The sequence below is a fragment of the Pygmaiobacter massiliensis genome (assembly GCF_900199435.1).
GTDB lineage: Bacteria > Bacillota > Clostridia > Oscillospirales > Ruminococcaceae > Pygmaiobacter > Pygmaiobacter massiliensis.
In genome coordinates, this window is the sequence record NZ_OAML01000003.1 from 172319 (window position 1) to 189098 (window position 16780).

The window sequence follows — 16780 nt, forward strand, 5'->3', positions numbered from 1 at the left end:
AGAGTTCTGTGGAAAACTTGAGCCCCACAAAAGAGAACAAAAAGAAGGAGAAAAAGCGCCCTGCCAAAATCATCAGCAGAGCGCTTTTTTATTTATTTACAGCAGAGGAATGCCGCCTTCTTTGCAGATGGCAAGGGTTTCGTCATCCCACAGAGAAACCTGTACCTCGCCAACGTGGGCCTTGCCCAGCAAAAGCATGCACAGGCGGCTCTGGCCAATGCCGCCGCCAATGGTCAGCGGAAGCTTGCCTTCCAGCAGCAGCTTGTGGAACGAAAGCTCGCGGCGGTCATCGCAGCCAGCAAGGTGCAGCTGACGGTCCAGCGCAGCAGCGTCGACACGAATACCCATTGAGCTGATTTCGAGTGCCATGTTCAGCGGCTCGTGCCAGAACAGCAAATCGCCGTTCAGCGTCCAGTCATCATAGTCCGGTGCACGGCCATCGTGCGGCTTGCCAGAGCGCAGCGCTCCCCCAATTTGCATGATAAAGGTGGTGGGATGCTCTTTTACATATGCGTTTTCCCGCTCTTTCGAAGAGAGGCCGGGGTAAAGGTCTTCCAGCTCCTGCGAGGTAACAAAAGAAACTTCGCGGCAGAGGCTGGTGCCAAGCTCGGGGAACTTCCAGCGCAGCTCCTCCATCGTGTCGCAAATGGCCCAAGCGATGCGGTTTACAGTGTCCTGCAAGTATTCAATCGAGCGCTGCTCTGCGGTGATTACTTTTTCCCAGTCCCACTGGTCGACGTAAATAGAGTGAAGGTTGTCCATCTCTTCGTCACGGCGAATTGCATTCATGTTGGTAATCAGGCCGTTGCCGATGTGAAAGTCGTATTTATAAAGCGCAAGCCGCTTCCATTTGGCGAGCGAGTGCACCACCACAGCGTCACCACGGGTAGCAGGCACATCAAAGCGCACAGGGCGCTCTACGCCGTTCAAGTCGTCGTTAAGCCCCGAGGCGGGGTCTACAAATAAGGGTGCAGTAACCCGCTTTAAGTGCAGGGTCCCGCAAAGTTTGCGGAAGAAAATATTATGGATGAGCCCGATTGCGTTTTGGGTCTCGTACAGCCCCAAAGTGGGAGAATAATCTTTCGGGATGATTGTGTTGCTCATCATATTTCCTCTTTCCTCTTTACATTTTAAAGTCAGGGTAATAAATCCATAATATATCTATTATAGAAGTGATGGGGGGCAATGTCAACAGAGCAAAGCCGCGAGAACCTAAGATAAAAGCCAGCTATAAGATTGCTGGATGTAAAAAAGTATGGTAAAATGAAAAAACATCGGTTTAAATTTTAAAAGTCATTCTTTTTACAACCGTAAAAGATGGTAAACAAACCGCAAATATCCGGTTGTAAAGGCCAGAGGGGAGTTTAAAGTGCTGGATTACGAAAGTATCGTTCCGCTGTATGAACAAGTAGCCATGCAGCTCCGCGAAGCGATTCTTGTCGGTAAATATCAAGTGGATAAACGAATACCCACGGAAGAAGAACTTGCAAAGGAATACCGGGTAAGCCGCATTACCGTTCGGCGTGCGGTATCGGAATTGGTGGAGGAGGGCCTTGTAGAAAAATGGCAGGGCAAGGGAACCTTCGTGAAATCCTGCCGGTCAGGCCGGCAGAAATATCAGGATTGCTTTAGTCTGTGCGAGGTGTGCCGGCAGCGAGGCCAAGCAACGCATGCAAAGCTGTTGCATGCGGGTGTAGTTGTAGTTTCTCACCCGGAAATCAATAAGGCACTGGGCTTGGCTGAGGGTACGCCGGTAGTTGCCATTTACCGGCTGCGCTATATTGATGGTAAGCCCTGTGTGGTAGAAAAAAGCTATTACCCCACCGAATACTGCTTTTTAATCGGGGAAGACCTCGAGCGCCGGTCCATTTACGAGATGCTCAAAAAAGAAAAGTGCATCGGTGTTATTGCAGGGGAGATGGAAATTGAACTGACCCGTGCGAATGAAGAGGTTGCACAGCTGTTGGAGCTGGAACAAAACACTCCTTTATTGCACGTAACCTTTCGCAACTATGGTTCTGATGGCAGTGTTTTGCATATATGCGATCAGGTGGGCTACCCGGAAGGAAGTCCCTTTATCGTCCGCTAGGCTGATTTTTGCATCAGGTTACAAAGGGAGAGAAAGATAATTGCATCGTATCTTGTTCATCTGCCACGGCAATATTTGTCGCTCACCTATGGCAGAATATCTGCTTCGGCACATGGTGAAAGCATTGGGATGTGCCGAAAGCTTCGTCATTGACTCTGCGGCGACCAGTACCGAAGAAATTGGAAACTCTGTGCACCCCGGCACACGAAGCAAACTGCAACAGCAGGGTGTTTACTGCGGCGCTCACCGCGCGCGGCAAATCTGCCCTGCGGATTACGAGGCATATGATTTGCTCATCGGTATGGATGCTGCCAATTTACGTAATATGCAGCGGATATTTGGCAAAGACCCAAAAGCAAAGCTTTGCCGCTTGCTGGATTTTACAGCGCGCCCCGGAGATATTGCGGACCCGTGGTACACTGGCAATTTTGATGAAACATACGAAGATATTCTGGCAGGCTGCCACGGCTTGCTGCAAGCACTTGGCATAATAACAGAATAAATATAAAAAAGCTCTCTGTCAGTGCAAACGCGCAAAGCAGAGAGCTTTTTTATTTAAACAGAAGCGGTTTCCCGGCGCACAAGATGCGGACGGAAGGTGATAAGAAACAAAATGGAAGAGTTGATGGCGCCGATGATGTCACAAATGGGTTCTGCATAAAATGCAGCCCGGGCGGAGAAAAACGGCGGCAGCAAGATAACGCAGAGCAGAAAAATAGTTTTACGGCTAAGCGAAAGAAACAGCGAAACGCGGGTGCATCCCAAAGCCGTAAGCCCGTCTACAAAAGTATACTGCAAGCTGAGCGGAACAATTGCAAGCGTAAAGACACGAATACCCCAGACGGCCAATGCAACGGTTTCCGGGTCTTGTGTGAAGATGCCAACAAAATATTGAGAGGCCGTGCGCGAAACCAAAAACATAAGACTGGTGAAGATGAGGCAAAGGCTAAGGATATACCGCTCGGCCTGGCGCACCCGCCCCGTTTGCCGCGCACCGTAGTTGTAGCTGATGATGGCCTGGGTGCCGCCGGTCGCGCCAATCATCGGCCCGGTGACGAGCATCATAAAGCTTTGCACAATCGTCACAGCGGTAATCAACAGGTCGCCCTCTGTCGGGCCGCCATATTTTTTGAGCATGGCATTCATTGCAATCAGCAAAACACTGTCGGTTGCGAGGATAAGAAACGGAGAAACGCCAATCGAAAGAATGCGCTTAATCAGTGCGCTGGAATACCCGCCAAACGAGATGCGCACCCGAATGCGCCGGCTGCGGAATAGAAAGAGGACGGAGAACAGGCAAGAGGCCATCTGAGAGAGCACTGTGGCCCAAGCTGCGCCCGCAACGCCCCAGTTAAGCACCAGCACAAACACGGTGTCCAGCAAGATATTACCGCCCGCACCAATCAGCACTGCGGTCATCGAGATATTTGCAAAGCCCTGGCAAGTGATAAAGCTGCCAAGCCCGATGGCAAGCAACGCGAAAAAGGTGCCCAGGGTATAGATGGTCATGTAAGTATCCGCGTAAATAAAGGTGACATCGCTTGCGCCAAACCAGGTAAGCAGATAGTCTTTCAGCAGCAGAAAGCTGACGGTGAGAAGACCGGAAAAAATCAGCAGCAGCAAGAAGCTGTTGGAAAGTACCTGTTTTGCCGTTTTCTCATCGCCCTCGCCCAGCTTCATTGCCATAAGAATCGAGCCGCCGATTCCGACAAGTGTGCCAAACGAAGAGAGCAATGTGACGATGGGACCGCATACCCCAACTCCGGCAAGCGCAAGCGTGCCAATTTCGGGAATGTTGCCAATATACATGCGGTCGATGATGCAGTACAATACGTTGACGAGTTGAGCGATCATGGAAGGAATAGCAAGCCGAAGTACCAGGCCAAGCATGCTGTCCCGTCCAAGGTCGTTGATCTTTTTCATTAAATATGCCACCCCTTGCTAAAAATAAAGCGCCCGGAAAAGCCGGACGCGGAACAACGCGAACGAAGAAGTTTGAAGCGTGAAACGAAGGTAATTGTAGCATAAAAAATCGCCAGGGGCAACTGTTTACAGCACTTTTTAATCGTTTGTAACCATTTGGCAATAACGTAGCGGAACGCCGCAATAAAACTGCCCGCACCTGAAAAACAGATGCGGGCAAAAAAGCGGAATCTACTCTTTTTTCGCAACGGGAATTTGCAGCTCGGTCAACCAGTCGGCACTATCTTCTTTGTTCCAGATGCCGTCGATATAGCTTTCTCTCGGCGCACCTACCGGAAGATAGCCATTGCTTTCAATCCACTGAAACGCAAACGCGTAGGCGCTGGCAAGGCCAGAGTAAGGGCCTTTGTGCAATACACAAACCGCAGTAACGGCATCCATCTTTTGAAAATAGATATCGTCAAAGTCCGGCTTTTGCTCGGTTACTGCCTCGCAGAATTCTACGTGAATGTCGCTCTCCCGATATTCGCCATCAAGGTAGACGATAAAGCAGTACTCGGGGCTTGCACATTTTAAGTCCGGATAGCGCGCGGCTATTTTAGCACCGATGGCCGGGATGCATTCAAAGTACGCATCATAATTTGGCACAGTAAGTTTCTGCGAGTAGACGATGCACGCAGGTAATTGCTTGAGGTTAGCGCTGTAATTCATAGAAAGGCCCTCCTGTGTTTGCAGTATAAAATCGATCTGAGAGAGCTGTGACTGAATTTCGCGCAAGCCTACCAGAAGCTCGTTTTTTCGGCCCTGCAAAATTGCTTTGGGGTCAGTGCCCTGCAAAATACAGCGCACTTCATCCAGCGAAAGCCCGGCCTGCCGCAATCCACGAATGCGATGCAGTGTTACGAGCTGGCGGGTAGTATAAAGCCGATACCCTGTTTCAGTGTCTACCTGCTCGGGTTTTAGCAGATTTACCTCGTCATAATAGCGTAAGGCCTTAATGGTAGTTTTGCTCATTTCAGAAAATTGGCCGATGCGAAACATGCGCACACCTCCTCTCGGATTTATCTTAGAGCCTCCCCCAGCGGGAGAGTCAAGCAAAATTTTTTAATCACTGTGTTTTTGCGCTGCGATGCGTGCCGCGCGAAAAGTTTTTCTTTTTTTAGCGTTTTCGGCATGGTCAGTGCTGCCCAGGCAAAGCCCTATGGCCACGCCAATCGGCAGCCAAAGGCCCAGGTTGCCTGTAGAAACACCAACAGCGACACCTAACCCAGTGCCGATGCAGAAAAAAGAAGAGCGGTCTTCGCTCTTGTCAGGCCGTTCTTTTTCAAAACGAGGCCCTTCTTCACCTTGCCCAAAAGGAGTAAAGCCCAATTTTTGCAGTACTCGCTGCGAAGCTGCATTGTTGGGCTCCGTTTCAGCTTCAATAAAATAAACGTCTTTTTGGGCAAAGGCCCAACGCATCAACCGCTCCACTGCCTCGGTTGTGTAACCTTGGTTGCGGTAAGCTTCGTCAATGCCATAGCCGATCTCTACGGTGCCGTTTTGCGGGGGCCCCTTAAAGCCTACATCGCCAATGCATACGCCGCCCAACAGGCAAATCTTCCAGGCGGTATACCAAAGCCGGGTTTTGGGGCCTTTGCGACAGCCATCCAGCATCTCGCGGTAAGCCTGTCGCAACTCTGGGTCGGGGTGGTTTTCAGATAAAGAGAGCAGATCTTCATCCGTCATGGGCACGAGAAAAAGCCGCTTTGCTTTTAATGGATTCATGGGATCCTCGCTTTCTGGTGATAAGTATCGAAAAAATCTATAAGGGCAGAGCCAAGATATCAGTGAAATCTTTGCTTTTATTTTAGCCCTGCTGCCGATAAAGTGCAAGTTGCTCCGCGCGCGGCAAAAGAAAAAGTGACGGCGCAAAACGCCGTCACTTTTGATACATTGCTTAGTCTTGTTTTAAATGGAATTGGTTTACGAGCGAGCGGAGCATCTCTGCCTGTGCAGAAAGCTCTTCACTTGTCGCGGCGGATTCTTCTGCGGTGGCGCTTGTTGTCTGTACCACAGCCGAAATCTGCTCCACGCCAATCGAAATCTGGTTAGCGCCCTCTGCCTGCTGGCGGCTGGCAACCGTAATCTCGTCTACCATGCTGCTCACCTGGCGCGTGCTCTCTACCACGGTTACCAGCGACTGAGCGGTTTCGTCCGCAATCTTGGTACCGTTCAGCACAGCCTGCACGGTGCCTTCAATGAGAGAGGTTGTGACTTTTGCAGCCTCGGCGGATTTCTGAGCGAGATTTCGCACCTCATCTGCAACTACGGCGAAGCCTTTGCCAGCAGTGCCAGCACGGGCGGCTTCTACAGCAGCATTCAACGCGAGAATATTGGTCTGGAAGGCAATATCGTCAATTGTCTTGATGATTTTGCCAATCTCATTGGATTTCTCTCGAATTTCCTGCATGGCTGTAATCATGTCATGCATGTGCTCGTTGCTGTCCGTAATGCCTTGGCCCACATCCTGCGCAAGCTGGTTTGCGTGCTCAGCAGTTTTCGCATTTGCTTCAATCTGAGAAGAGATTTGCATAATGGCGGCAGAAAGCTCTTCTACAGAGGAAGCCTGTTCAGCAGCGCCCTGACTGAGTGCCTGTGCGCCAGAGGCTACCTGGTCAGAACCGGTTGCTACTTCACCCGAGGCCTGCTTAATGCTCAGCATTGTCTGGCTCAGCGCGGTAGCAAGGTCGTTCATCGCCACTTTAATGGGTGCAAACTGGCCGGCATAGTCCTGCTGCAACTCAAACGCAAGGTTGCCATGCGCTACCGCCTGCATGACGCTGGTGACCTCATTAATATAGCCCATATATTTTTTGAGCTGGTCTACTGTCTGGCGCAGTGCATCTGCAACCTCACCAATCTCATCTTTAGACCGCACCTCAAGTGCAACGTCCAAATCACCCGAGCCGATTTGTGTTGCGGCATGGGTAAGTTTTTTGAGCGGATTGGTTAGGCGGGAAGCAAACGCCAGCACCAAGAATATTGCAACAACGATAGTGCCAACCATAAATGCAATATTCGTCTTAATCATATCCGTGGTGGTGGCAAATGCCGCCGCGTGCTGCTCTACGGTAATGACCGCCCAAGGGTCGGACTCGCCCGGCAGCTGAATTGGTTCGTAAGAATAGATGCAAGGCACACCGTTCTCGTCCGAGAATTCACGTACGCCGGATTCACCGCTTAATGCCTGAGTGGAAATCTCGGTCAGCTCGGGCGGCAGTGTAAGCTGCTGCTCCGCTTCGCCCTCCACATAAGTACCTTTTAAATAGTTGTGCATTTTAGAAACGCTCTCGCTGTTGGGGTGAGCGATAACATTGCCTTCCCCGTCAATGATAATGGAATAGCGCGTTTCTGTGTTGTAAGCGTTTACAATCTCCTGCAGCTTTTCCAGGCTCAAATCGGTCGCAAACACATAGCTAATGTTATTTGCCGCATCAAACACGGGGCAAACAATCGAAGTGACTGCAACGTTGCCGGATAAGCTGAAGTAAGACTTGGAAACAAAGGCGGTTTTGTCCTGCATTGCCTTGATAAACCACCAGCGGTCGGCACGGTTGCCGAGGTCGCCGTTATCGCGCGCAGTCTGGTCACCATTTGCATTTTGGTTGTAAACCAGAATAAAGAAGGGGTTGTCTTTCGCCACCTTGTTAACAAGGGCCTGCTGTACCGCCATATCAGCAGACTGAATGTCACTTGTGGAGGCTACGGTTTGGGTAATACCATATGCCTTGTTCACATACTCCGAAACTTGAGCCGCAATGCTGTGTGCCGTGCTTTTCATTTCAGATTCTACCGTTACCTGCCCCGCCTTGGTAGAAATGCTGGCGCTGATGATGTTGGAAACCACGAGCGCAAAAATGACCATTGCAAGTGTAATCGCTACGATTTTTGTCTTTATGCTGCCGCGTTTGGTCCCCATTAGAACCTTTCCTCTTTTTTGTACACTTTTCATAAAAATTCCTTCACACCACACTTATTTTATACCATAATATGGTATTTTCTTTATTTTAGCATGGTAACAAATGACTGTCAATAAAGCGCGAAGCTCGTCGATTTGTTACATTTTGATGTATTTCGTTGTATTAAGTAGAAAGCCGATAAAAAGTGGCATGAATAGGCTGTTTTTACATTTTATAAATAATTTTATATAGGGTATTAGATTTTCCGCTTTCTAAATGTGTAACTATTTGTGAGCAGTAAAAAAGGTTTTCCCAGTATCTTTTTGAAACAATCCTATAGTAAAATGAAAAGACGAAACAGAAAAGCAGGCCGTAAAGCCTGTAAAAAATAAAAACTATTTTGTTTGCAATAAAACGCATTGCTAGTGCATTAAGTTGGCGGAGGGGAAGAACGATGATTGAAAATTCGAAAAACAAGCAGGGCGCAATTCTTCTTTCTGACGACTTGATGCGCAGAGTTGCCGAGAAAGATGATAAAGCGTTTGAAGACCTTTACGTTTCTACCCGTCCAGCGGTGTACTGTATGATCTTGTCTATTGTGAAAAACCCCTCCATCGCAGAGGACCTGATGCAGGACACCTATATGATTGTAAAAAAATCGGTGGAAAACTACGAGCCGCAGCAAAAACCCATGGCATGGCTATACACGATTGCACGCAACCTTTGTTATATGGAGCTGCGCAGTAAACGGTACACCCTGCTTGATGAAGAGGTGCTGCTCGAAGTTCCTTGTGAAGAAGAGCAAGAAAGTCAGGCGCTCGACAGAATGGTACTTGAAAAAGCAATGCAGGTGCTGGATGAGCAGGGGCGCGAAATTGTTTTGCTCCACGTAGTATCCGGCATGAAATTTAGAGAAATTGCAACTACACTCCACCAGCCACTCGGCTCGGTGCTATCCAAATACAACAGATCACTCAAAAAACTACAGAAAGCAATCGAAAGATAGGAGGCCATAATATGAACCGCAAAGAGCTGAAAAAGTCATTGAAGCGTGCTGTTATTATGACTGCTCCTGAAGTTTTCGAACAGGGCACGGCCCCCGACCTAACAAAGGAGAATATGACAATGCAAACGCAGAAAAAACAGAATACCCGCTCCTTCCCTAAACTGATTGTCGCAGCAAGTATACTTTTTGTATTTGGCTGCTCTTTTCTCGCCAGCACCCTTGTTCCGCGTGTGGATTCTATCATTAGCGTAGACGTAAACCCCAGCATCCAAATCGCGACCCGCAGCAACGACAAAGTGCTTAAGATTACTGCAATGAATGAGGATGCCCTGCGCGTGCTAGATGGTATGGATTTGAAAAATGTGGATCTCGATGTTGCCACCAACGCCATCTTAGGTGCACTGCTCAAAAACGGCTACCTGAGCGCTGAAAACCCCGACAATACGGTTTTGATTTCGGTAGCAAACAAAGACCAGGCCAAGGCAGAAAAACTGGAAAAAGAGATGAGCCAGAGTGTAAGCGGCATCCTTAAAGAGAACAACACCCATGCCACCATCTTTACCCAGAAAGAAGCTGTTTCCAAAGAGCTACAGGCATTTGCTGACCAACATGGTATCTCTTTGGGTAAAGCGGATTTTGTAATGAAGCTGCTTGCCAAAGACAATACCCTGAAAGCCGATGAGCTTGCAAAAATGTCGCTGAAAGAGCTCTCTGCACTGGTTGCAGAAAAGCAGATTCCCATTGCCGACCTTGTCAATACCAGTGATATGGACGACGACGATGATCTTGAAGACGCCATTGAAGATGCAATCGACGATAAAAACGATGCCATAGAAGATGCCAGTGATATCGACGATGATGACGATGACGACCGGCTGCCCGATGACGATGATGACGAAGACGACGATGACGATGACGATGATGACCGTGTATCTGGTGCCACCAGCAGCAAGCCCGCACCCACTACTGCACCGGCCTCTTCCAGCAAGCCTGGCCCCGTCGTTGTGCAGGAAAAACCTGCATCTTCGCGCAGCAATGTCGCCGCATCTTCGCATACGCAGCAACACGTCGAGCTGGACGATGATGACGACGAAGACGACGACTAAGCCGTACTTTCAATTTTTTTGCACCCCATAATAAAGCAGCCCCGCCGATCCGCTCAGATCTTGCCTGAACCGGAAAAGCGGGGCTACTTTTTTATTGCGAGAACGGCATCAAATTACAATGCCGTTACAGTGGTCAATCTCATGCTGAATAATCTGTGCGGTGAAATCCGTAAACGTTTTAATGCGAGTTTGCATTGCCGTGGTTTGGTACTGCACCTTAATACTGCGATAACGCTTGGTTTTGCGGGTACCTTCCAGCGAAAGGCAGGCTTCTTCTGCTTCATATGGGTCACTGCGGCGCAAAATTTCAGGGTTTAGCATCGCCAAAAAGTTACCGTCATTATCTATGGCAATAATTCGCTTAGAAACACCAATCATGTTTGCGGCAAGCCCGACGCAGCGTTCGGTATTGGCGGCAAGGGTGTCCAGCAGGTCCTGCGCCACAGAAAGATCTTGGGGCAGAGCAGTTTCAGAGGGAAGCTGCAAAAAAGCCTCATCGTGAATAATAGGTCGTATCATTTTGCAAAAATCCTTTCGGTAAGCAGTGTGCGGCAGCTATCCACCCGATTGCCTTGAATGAAAAGGGCACCAAAACAAAGACAGAGATAAAAGCACCAGGCGAAGCAAAAAGAACACAAATCTCCGGCTTACGCCAATCTGGTTATAAGCTTCGGCAAGAAAGTTGCCATGGGGCTACCGGTCAGCACCATTTTTGTTGTTGGCGTAGTGATAAGCAGAGATTTTTTTCAGCAGGCGAAACAGCTCGTCACGCTCTTCTGTGCTTAAGCCCTCGGCAAGCGTGTCTTCCCAACGGTTTCCGATAGCAAGAATCTTTTCTTTATCTTGCATTGCCTTTTCGGTTAGGTGGATGGTGTATTTGCGCTTGTCAGCATCCGGCTTTATTGTAACATAACCTGTTTCGTAAAGCTTGGTGATAGCGCGGGTTGTTGTAGATTTGTCCACATGAAGGCGAGCGGTAAGGTCTTCGTGTTTCAACCCGTCCTGCCCATAAAGGTTGATAAGGAACAGATACTGCCCATAGCCGAGAGAAAAATGGGACAATTCTTTAGATAGCTGCATGCTGCCCAGCCGGTAAAGGTGACCGATATAGTAGCTTACCGGATCGGGGCTATGCCGCCCTGGCTGGTTCATATGTTACCTCCAGTTTACGTATTTTTTTAAACTCAAACGAAATTAAGGTTGCCGAAAGTGCCACCGAGAGGAAGTCGGCAACCGGTCCTGCGTACCACACGCCGGAAAGCCCGTAGAAACGGGGCAAAATGAGAAAAGCAGGAACGAGGAACAAAGCCTGGCGGGTGAGGCCGATGACCATTGCAAACACCGGCTTGCCGACCGATTGGTAATAGCTGCTGGAAACCATCTGCACGCCAATGAGCGGCAGCAAAAACAGATAGGTTCTCATGCCCTGCACTGCAATTTCAGAAAGTGCCGGGTCGGAAGAGAAGCAGCGCACCAATGCGTTTGGAAACAGCATGATGCCGGCATAGCCGACCAACAGAATGCCGGTAACCCAGAGAAGCACCTGACGGTAAATTTGCCGGACTCGGTCGTAATTACCTGCACCGAAGTTGTAGCCGAGAATGGGCTGAGTGCCGTGGGTAAGGCCGAAAATAGGCATAATAAATACCGAGCAGATAGAAGTGATTACTGCCATTGCGCCAATGGCAAGGTCGCCGCCGTAGGTGAGCAGCGCGTTGTTGGAAAGCAGCTGCACCATACTGCTCGCAACCTGCATCAAAAACGGTGCAGAGCCGATGGCCAAAATCTCTTTTACAATGCCAAAATCAACTTTCAAATCGGAAAAATGCAGGCGCATATTGGCTTTTTTGCTGCCAAAAAAGTAGAACAGCAGCCAGCAAGAAGCAGCGATTTGCGAGAGCACAGTGGCATAAGCCGCACCGGCAATGCCCAAGTCCAAAACGAAAATGAAAATCGGGTCCAGAATGATATTGATGGTCGCACCGATAATCATTGTCATCATACCGCGGCGCGGGTTGCCGTCGCTGCTGATGCAGCCGTTTAGCCCAAATGCGGTAAGATTGAAAAGGGTGCCAAAGAGAATCGGTCGCAAATAAGTGAGCGCAAAAGGAAGTGTGGTATCGGTAGCACCAAAAATCCGCATGATTTGCGGTGCAAAAAGGTTGCCCAGCACGGCAATCAGCACGCTGATGACGCCAATACCTAAAATGCCATTCGCAAGGTATTTCTTTGCGCGAGACTGGTCGCCTCGCCCGAAAGAAAGCGAGATGTTGGCAGCGGCACCAATGCCAACCAGCATGCCAAAGCCGGTAACAATCATGGTGATGGGCATGGTAATCCCCACGCCGGTAATAGCAAAGCCGCCAACGTGAGGGATATTACCAATATATATCCTATCGACGACGCTGTAAAGCATATTTACGATTTGTCCGATAATTGCAGGTACAGAATAACGAAAAATCAATCGGCTGATTTTTTCTTCTCCGAGAGAAGCGTTGGGTGATATTGTGCTCATTGAATATAAATCCTTTCTTATTGTTGCGCACGCAACGAATAGAAAGGATTATAACACAACAAGACCTAGAGATGCAATAACGTAAATAAAAATAAAAAATAATGGCTTTATTTACAGCCGAATTTTCACTAAAATCGTTTTATTTATATAAACAGGTCTTTATACATTAACTGTTGAAGTGACATCTAAAAGAAAAGGCGGGCTTTTTATGTGAGGTTTATGGTAAGTTTGAGATTGGCAGCATTTATTTTGGCACAGTAGTAATAGTTAGCCACGGATTTTTTCCCGTAAAAGCCTCAAAGTGAGAAAAAAACAACTTATCGCCCTTAGGCGAAAGTGTAAGATTGAATATATTTTCGTTATCAAAAACGGCAACGGTTTGTATTTTCGGTGTTCCATTGTCTAAAAAGAGGAGATTAACCTCGCTAATCCATTCACCATTGGAAGTTTGGTATTCCTTCGCAAACGGAATCAGATCATTTTGCGCGCCTAAATTATCCTGCCCAGCTTCAAAATAGAAAAAGCCAGAGCTAGGCACCGGGTATTCTATTAAAATTTCTTGTTCCAAGTTATCGCCATAATAAATTTTAGTAGTGCCCTCATCTCTGTTTTCTATAGCGCATAAACGGTTTTCCAGCCAGCAGTAATAAGGCGCTACAAAGTCTTTTTGAACAGAAGAAACTGACAGGGAATTCAAATCTATTAAAATGGTTTCCGATACCCAAGCATCTCCCTTGGCGACCGCAAAAGAGAAGGTGGATTTGTCCGGTGAAACAGATAGACACCGAGGATAGCTATTGCTGCTGAGTGTGTAAAGAACTGTAAGATTGTTGTCTTTTAGCATTTTCATCTGCTGGTTTTCGCAGAAAAAAAGTGCTTGTAATTCCGAATCAAAACAAGTGGTGAGGGGATCTGAAGCATTATAATTTGTACCTGCTATGCGTTCTCCAGTTTTTGCGTCTCGGTTTATTTTTACAATCTCGCAGCCAAACAGCTTGATTTCTAGCATGCCGGTTGACGTTGTACTAACCTTTGCAATGGAATTATACGTGCTCGGCCGTCCGTGATAAATAGATTTTATTTCACCAGTAGAAATATTCCACAAAAACCAGCTCACATCATACTTTTCTGCCGTGCTCTCAGAAGGATAAACGGCGCTTTCCAAAATCAGTTCCTCTTCAGAAATCCAGAGATAACTGCCGACAGATTTGCGTTGGCAGGCCTCATGCAAGGCATCAGCAGAGATGCCGCCCGCTTGATAAGGCAATGATGGAGTATTTGAGGGCTCCGGCACAGGGGTGCTGCTTATATGAGATGCAGAGGTACAGCTGCACAGCATGACCAAGACAAATATAAGGACTAAGATTGCTGCAGGAAATTGGTGTTTCATGTTTAACCTCCCTACAAATATGTAAGCGAGAATCACAGAAGGGAACAATCACAAAGAGTCACGCAACTTAGATAAAAGATTGCTAGCAAAATGATTGCCGCAAACCCAAATTTATTTGTTTTCATCATAACATGGAGACTAACAAAAAGAAAGCGAATGGATTTTAATTTAAAGCTCATCCGTTTTTGCGTGTTTCGTATAATAGGAGCTGTTCCTATGTTTTTATGGAAACAAATAAAAAGTCGTGTATGGATTAAAATCCATACACGACTTTTTTGGCGGACAGGGTGGGATTCGAACCCACGTGCCCTTGCGGACAACCGCATTTCGAGCGACTTGATATTTCAAGTAGACGGCTGAAAATGGAAGAATTTAATGGTAGATGAAAGCATTGCAAAACCTCTGAATTTTAGGGTTTTTGCAGTGCTTTTCCTCTTAACTCAAGTAACGGTGCGGGGTTACGCAAAACACCCCATTTTGACCCTCTTTTTTGCACGTTGGAGAGATGTAGGAGAGATGCTGAGCCCTGTTGCCATCAATGTTTGCCGCCTACTGCTGAAATTTTGGAGAGATATTGAGGCTAAAAATGGACTACGAAACCATATGTAAAGAAATCAAAGCTACAGGCAAAAAGAAGCTGACCCAGCAGGAGGTGGCGGCACTCTGCCACCTGAGCAAAAAGACAATCTACAAGCTGGAGCGCTCCGGGGTACTCCCTTATGAGGAGCAGGTTGACCGATTGATTCACACTCATGTCATTAAAACCACTGATGTCCTTGCCATGTTGAAAGAGCGTCATTGTAAGCAGAGCAGCCGAAGCTTGTACATTAAAATCATGACCCATTACTACAAGCGAATGCTGCAAAAAGAACCGGATGTCTTGGAACTGAATGACATTATCCGGATGACCGGATTTTCAAAATCCGGCGTACTAAACTGGCTTCTGCACGGCGATTTGCCATCCATCCGCAGTGGGCGTTTCTACTTGGTGCCAAAGCGTTATCTGCTGGACTTCCTGTGTTCACCCTACTATCGCACCATCAAGAATAAATCCCCAAAGCAAAAGGCGGATATGGCTGAAATTGAGCGCGTCTATCGCTTGACCGAAAAGGCAGGTGGTGTGGATGAGTGAGTATAAGTATTTGCTGAAGCTTTATCCTGAGTATGTCAGCAAAGAGGATTTTCGCATCATCGCACACATCAGCAAGCAAACGGCACGGTGCCTGCTCAAGTGCGGTTTGGTGCCCTGTAAGTGCACCGGCAAGAAAACCCGCTGCTATCAAATCAAAATGACCGATGTGATTGCCTATTTGGAAAACCGTGAGCAAGCACCGGCACTATACAGCCCCGCAAACTATCCGCTTTTCAAACAGTATTCCTCGGGGATGCGGCTTGCTGTGGACGAAAAGGAATACAAGCAGCTACGTGAATACCTCGCTGCCACCTTGGTCGATTATCCAGATGCGATGCTTCTGGAGGACGTGGCAAAGTACACCGGCTATCGTTCATGCAGCATTTGTACATGGGTGAATAACGGAAAACTCAAGCACATTCCCTATGGCTCATCCAAAATCATCCCAAAAGAATATTTGCTGGATTTTCTGGCATCAAAGGATGGGCTAAACCGCAAAAACAAGACAACGGTGTTTAACGATTTAATCAATGGCTTTCTGACATGGAAGCTCCAACATAGAAAGTGAGGCAGAGTAATGAGCATTTTAGAAGAGTTTTATTTCGGTAATATTGACCCCAATACACAGGGGTTTGACCACAGGAGCAGCTATGGCAAGGCAATGCAGCGTATTTCAGACTGCGAAGCCAAACTCACGGAATTGTTGGAGGGCAAGGAAAAGCAGCTGTTTTTAGATTTCTGCAACGCCTGGTCCGAGATTAATGGCGCAACTGCTGTGAATAAGTTTATCACAGGCTTTAAGCTGGGTACGCAATTTGCCTTAGAAGCCACAAAGGAGGACTGGAACCATGACCTTTGATTACATCGAAATTGACGGACTGTTGTACCCAAACATCGCCATTGACGCCCCTGAAAAGCTGAATGACTTGGGAAAATACGGACAGATGCGACTGCAATATCTAAAACTACAAAAGCCGTGGGTTTTCCGTGAAATGGTGATAACCGGGCAGTTGGCAACCCATTGCGGAGAAATTGAAGAGCAGGCAAACCGCCTGTCTGAAACGATACAGGAAAGCTACATCAATCGTCATCCCCTGCCCGAGGATGATTTCTGTGAACGGCTTGCCATCCGTACGATGGCACAAATGGTCGCCAATGAAGTGGTTTGCCTTGAGCTCATTTGTGTGTAAGGGGGATTCTACTATGAGAAAACTATGGACATTTGCACTTATTTTATTGTTCCTGACCTTTGCCAGCTATCAGGCTGTTTTGACAAACAACTCGCCCATTAGAAGCTCTGTACAGACTGTACAAGTGCCGATTGAGGAAGATGTTTCAGCGGATACCGAAGTCTCCGTAGAACGTGTCACAGAGCTGCCAAAAAAGGAGTTCCCAGATGCGTCTGAGCAAGTCCCAGAGGAAGCATCGCAATCGTCGGAGCCGTCTTTGCCAGAAGAAGTCGCCGTGCCCGCCACGACTCCAGAACCAGTTCAGACGCCACATTCAGAGCCAATCCAGCCGGAGGATGGTGCAATCCGGCAAGACGGTGCAATTTATGTCCCGGGCTTTGGCTGGATACCTGATAGTGGCGAGGAGAACGTCTGCATTATTGCTCCCCATGCAGGGACTGGTAAAATTGTGGGCGAAATGTGATATAAGCTAAGCGACATAGGCAAAC

The 16780-nt window shown here is 47.9% G+C and carries 19 protein-coding genes; 10 read left to right on the top strand and 9 right to left on the bottom strand.

All coding sequences use genetic code 11. The annotated features are described in order from the left end of the window. Window positions 1-96: 96 nt before the first annotated feature. Entirely contained in the window at window positions 97-1104 is a 1008-nt protein-coding gene (asnA, locus tag C1A11_RS05300; protein ID WP_102050997.1) for an aspartate--ammonia ligase, read from the bottom strand. A gap of 265 nt (window positions 1105-1369) precedes the next feature. On the opposite strand from asnA, the gene C1A11_RS05305 reads away from it, so the two are divergent. Together C1A11_RS05305 and C1A11_RS05310 are read left to right on the top strand one after the other, a co-directional pair. After that, window positions 1370-2089 carry a GntR family transcriptional regulator gene (locus C1A11_RS05305; protein ID WP_102049468.1) on the top strand — a complete coding sequence of 240 codons (720 nt, stop codon included), beginning with the start codon at window positions 1370-1372 and terminating at the stop codon, window positions 2087-2089. A 40-nt stretch (window positions 2090-2129) separates the two neighbouring features. Further along, a complete protein-coding gene (locus C1A11_RS05310; protein ID WP_102049469.1) occupies window positions 2130-2591 on the top strand; it encodes a low molecular weight protein-tyrosine-phosphatase in 462 nt (153 codons plus the stop codon). A 53-nt stretch (window positions 2592-2644) separates the two neighbouring features. Here the strand turns inward: C1A11_RS05310 and C1A11_RS05315 are convergent, their stop codons facing one another. The 4 genes from C1A11_RS05315 to C1A11_RS05330 form a co-directional block, all read right to left on the bottom strand. Beyond that, complete coding sequence (locus C1A11_RS05315; protein WP_102049470.1) at window positions 2645-4012, bottom strand: MATE family efflux transporter; 1368 nt, start codon at window positions 4010-4012, stop codon at window positions 2645-2647. A gap of 231 nt (window positions 4013-4243) precedes the next feature. Further along, the gene (locus tag C1A11_RS05320; protein WP_102049471.1) at window positions 4244-5053 is read right to left on the bottom strand and encodes a MerR family transcriptional regulator; all 810 of its coding nucleotides are present in this window, start codon (window positions 5051-5053) and stop codon (window positions 4244-4246) included. A 63-nt stretch (window positions 5054-5116) separates the two neighbouring features. Continuing rightward, window positions 5117-5779 carry a GNAT family N-acetyltransferase gene (locus C1A11_RS05325; protein ID WP_102049472.1) on the bottom strand — a complete coding sequence of 221 codons (663 nt, stop codon included), beginning with the start codon at window positions 5777-5779 and terminating at the stop codon, window positions 5117-5119. A 172-nt stretch (window positions 5780-5951) separates the two neighbouring features. Continuing rightward, entirely contained in the window at window positions 5952-7973 is a 2022-nt protein-coding gene (locus tag C1A11_RS05330) for a methyl-accepting chemotaxis protein (protein ID WP_180950257.1), read from the bottom strand. Window positions 7974-8407: 434 nt separating this feature from the next. Here C1A11_RS05330 and C1A11_RS05340 point away from each other — a divergent pair, with 434 nt between their 5' ends. Continuing rightward, complete coding sequence (locus tag C1A11_RS05340; RefSeq protein ID WP_102049475.1) at window positions 8408-8959, top strand: RNA polymerase sigma factor; 552 nt, start codon at window positions 8408-8410, stop codon at window positions 8957-8959. 11 nt (window positions 8960-8970) lie between these two features. Further along, entirely contained in the window at window positions 8971-10065 is a 1095-nt protein-coding gene (locus C1A11_RS13770; protein WP_180950258.1) for an anti-sigma-I factor RsgI family protein, read from the top strand. A gap of 108 nt (window positions 10066-10173) precedes the next feature. Here the strand turns inward: C1A11_RS13770 and C1A11_RS05350 are convergent, their stop codons facing one another. The 4 genes from C1A11_RS05350 to C1A11_RS05365 form a co-directional block, all read right to left on the bottom strand. Beyond that, window positions 10174-10584 carry a peptide deformylase gene (locus C1A11_RS05350; protein WP_102049476.1) on the bottom strand — a complete coding sequence of 137 codons (411 nt, stop codon included), beginning with the start codon at window positions 10582-10584 and terminating at the stop codon, window positions 10174-10176. A 174-nt stretch (window positions 10585-10758) separates the two neighbouring features. Then, a complete protein-coding gene (locus C1A11_RS05355) occupies window positions 10759-11217 on the bottom strand; it encodes a MarR family winged helix-turn-helix transcriptional regulator (protein ID WP_102049477.1) in 459 nt (152 codons plus the stop codon). Continuing rightward, complete coding sequence (locus tag C1A11_RS05360; protein ID WP_102049478.1) at window positions 11195-12580, bottom strand: MATE family efflux transporter; 1386 nt, start codon at window positions 12578-12580, stop codon at window positions 11195-11197. Before C1A11_RS05360 ends, C1A11_RS05355 begins: the two co-directional genes overlap by 23 nt. A gap of 244 nt (window positions 12581-12824) precedes the next feature. Next, on the bottom strand, window positions 12825-13970 hold the full coding sequence (locus C1A11_RS05365) for a hypothetical protein (protein ID WP_102049479.1): 1146 nt from the start codon (window positions 13968-13970) through the stop codon (window positions 12825-12827). Between the two features lie 375 nt (window positions 13971-14345). Between C1A11_RS05365 and C1A11_RS05375 the strand changes: the two genes are divergently transcribed. The 6 genes from C1A11_RS05375 to C1A11_RS05400 are packed head-to-tail and all read left to right on the top strand — an operon-like array spanning window position 14346 to window position 16755. Next, complete coding sequence (locus C1A11_RS05375) at window positions 14346-14579, top strand: hypothetical protein (RefSeq protein ID WP_102049481.1); 234 nt, start codon at window positions 14346-14348, stop codon at window positions 14577-14579. Continuing rightward, the gene (locus tag C1A11_RS05380; RefSeq protein WP_102049482.1) at window positions 14557-15102 is read left to right on the top strand and encodes a helix-turn-helix domain-containing protein; all 546 of its coding nucleotides are present in this window, start codon (window positions 14557-14559) and stop codon (window positions 15100-15102) included. Before C1A11_RS05375 ends, C1A11_RS05380 begins: the two co-directional genes overlap by 23 nt. After that, window positions 15095-15670 (top strand): hypothetical protein, encoded by a 576-nt coding sequence (locus tag C1A11_RS05385; RefSeq protein WP_102049483.1) that lies wholly within the window; start codon window positions 15095-15097, stop codon window positions 15668-15670. Before C1A11_RS05380 ends, C1A11_RS05385 begins: the two co-directional genes overlap by 8 nt. A 9-nt stretch (window positions 15671-15679) precedes the next feature. Next, window positions 15680-15961 (top strand): DUF6809 family protein, encoded by a 282-nt coding sequence (locus C1A11_RS05390; RefSeq protein ID WP_102049484.1) that lies wholly within the window; start codon window positions 15680-15682, stop codon window positions 15959-15961. Continuing rightward, the gene (locus C1A11_RS05395) at window positions 15951-16292 is read left to right on the top strand and encodes a TnpV protein (RefSeq protein ID WP_102049485.1); all 342 of its coding nucleotides are present in this window, start codon (window positions 15951-15953) and stop codon (window positions 16290-16292) included. Before C1A11_RS05390 ends, C1A11_RS05395 begins: the two co-directional genes overlap by 11 nt. A 13-nt stretch (window positions 16293-16305) precedes the next feature. Continuing rightward, window positions 16306-16755 carry a DUF6550 family protein gene (locus tag C1A11_RS05400; protein WP_102049486.1) on the top strand — a complete coding sequence of 150 codons (450 nt, stop codon included), beginning with the start codon at window positions 16306-16308 and terminating at the stop codon, window positions 16753-16755. The last annotated feature ends 25 nt before the right edge of the window (window positions 16756-16780 follow it).

Coding starts and splice junctions, on each gene's coding strand:
- C1A11_RS05375 (WP_102049481.1), top strand. CDS start 14,346: ATGGTAGATGAAAGCATTGCAAAACCTCTGAATTTTAGGGTTTTTGCA.
- asnA (WP_102050997.1), bottom strand. CDS start 1,104: ATGAGCAACACAATCATCCCGAAAGATTATTCTCCCACTTTGGGGCTG.
- C1A11_RS05385 (WP_102049483.1), top strand. CDS start 15,095: ATGAGTGAGTATAAGTATTTGCTGAAGCTTTATCCTGAGTATGTCAGC.
- C1A11_RS05400 (WP_102049486.1), top strand. CDS start 16,306: ATGAGAAAACTATGGACATTTGCACTTATTTTATTGTTCCTGACCTTT.
- C1A11_RS05380 (WP_102049482.1), top strand. CDS start 14,557: ATGGACTACGAAACCATATGTAAAGAAATCAAAGCTACAGGCAAAAAG.
- C1A11_RS05350 (WP_102049476.1), bottom strand. CDS start 10,584: ATGATACGACCTATTATTCACGATGAGGCTTTTTTGCAGCTTCCCTCT.
- C1A11_RS13770 (WP_180950258.1), top strand. CDS start 8,971: ATGAACCGCAAAGAGCTGAAAAAGTCATTGAAGCGTGCTGTTATTATG.
- C1A11_RS05320 (WP_102049471.1), bottom strand. CDS start 5,053: ATGTTTCGCATCGGCCAATTTTCTGAAATGAGCAAAACTACCATTAAG.
- C1A11_RS05340 (WP_102049475.1), top strand. CDS start 8,408: ATGATTGAAAATTCGAAAAACAAGCAGGGCGCAATTCTTCTTTCTGAC.
- C1A11_RS05355 (WP_102049477.1), bottom strand. CDS start 11,217: ATGAACCAGCCAGGGCGGCATAGCCCCGATCCGGTAAGCTACTATATC.
- C1A11_RS05325 (WP_102049472.1), bottom strand. CDS start 5,779: ATGAATCCATTAAAAGCAAAGCGGCTTTTTCTCGTGCCCATGACGGAT.
- C1A11_RS05365 (WP_102049479.1), bottom strand. CDS start 13,970: ATGAAACACCAATTTCCTGCAGCAATCTTAGTCCTTATATTTGTCTTG.
- C1A11_RS05330 (WP_180950257.1), bottom strand. CDS start 7,973: ATGGGGACCAAACGCGGCAGCATAAAGACAAAAATCGTAGCGATTACA.
- C1A11_RS05395 (WP_102049485.1), top strand. CDS start 15,951: ATGACCTTTGATTACATCGAAATTGACGGACTGTTGTACCCAAACATC.
- C1A11_RS05360 (WP_102049478.1), bottom strand. CDS start 12,580: ATGAGCACAATATCACCCAACGCTTCTCTCGGAGAAGAAAAAATCAGC.
- C1A11_RS05390 (WP_102049484.1), top strand. CDS start 15,680: ATGAGCATTTTAGAAGAGTTTTATTTCGGTAATATTGACCCCAATACA.
- C1A11_RS05315 (WP_102049470.1), bottom strand. CDS start 4,012: ATGAAAAAGATCAACGACCTTGGACGGGACAGCATGCTTGGCCTGGTA.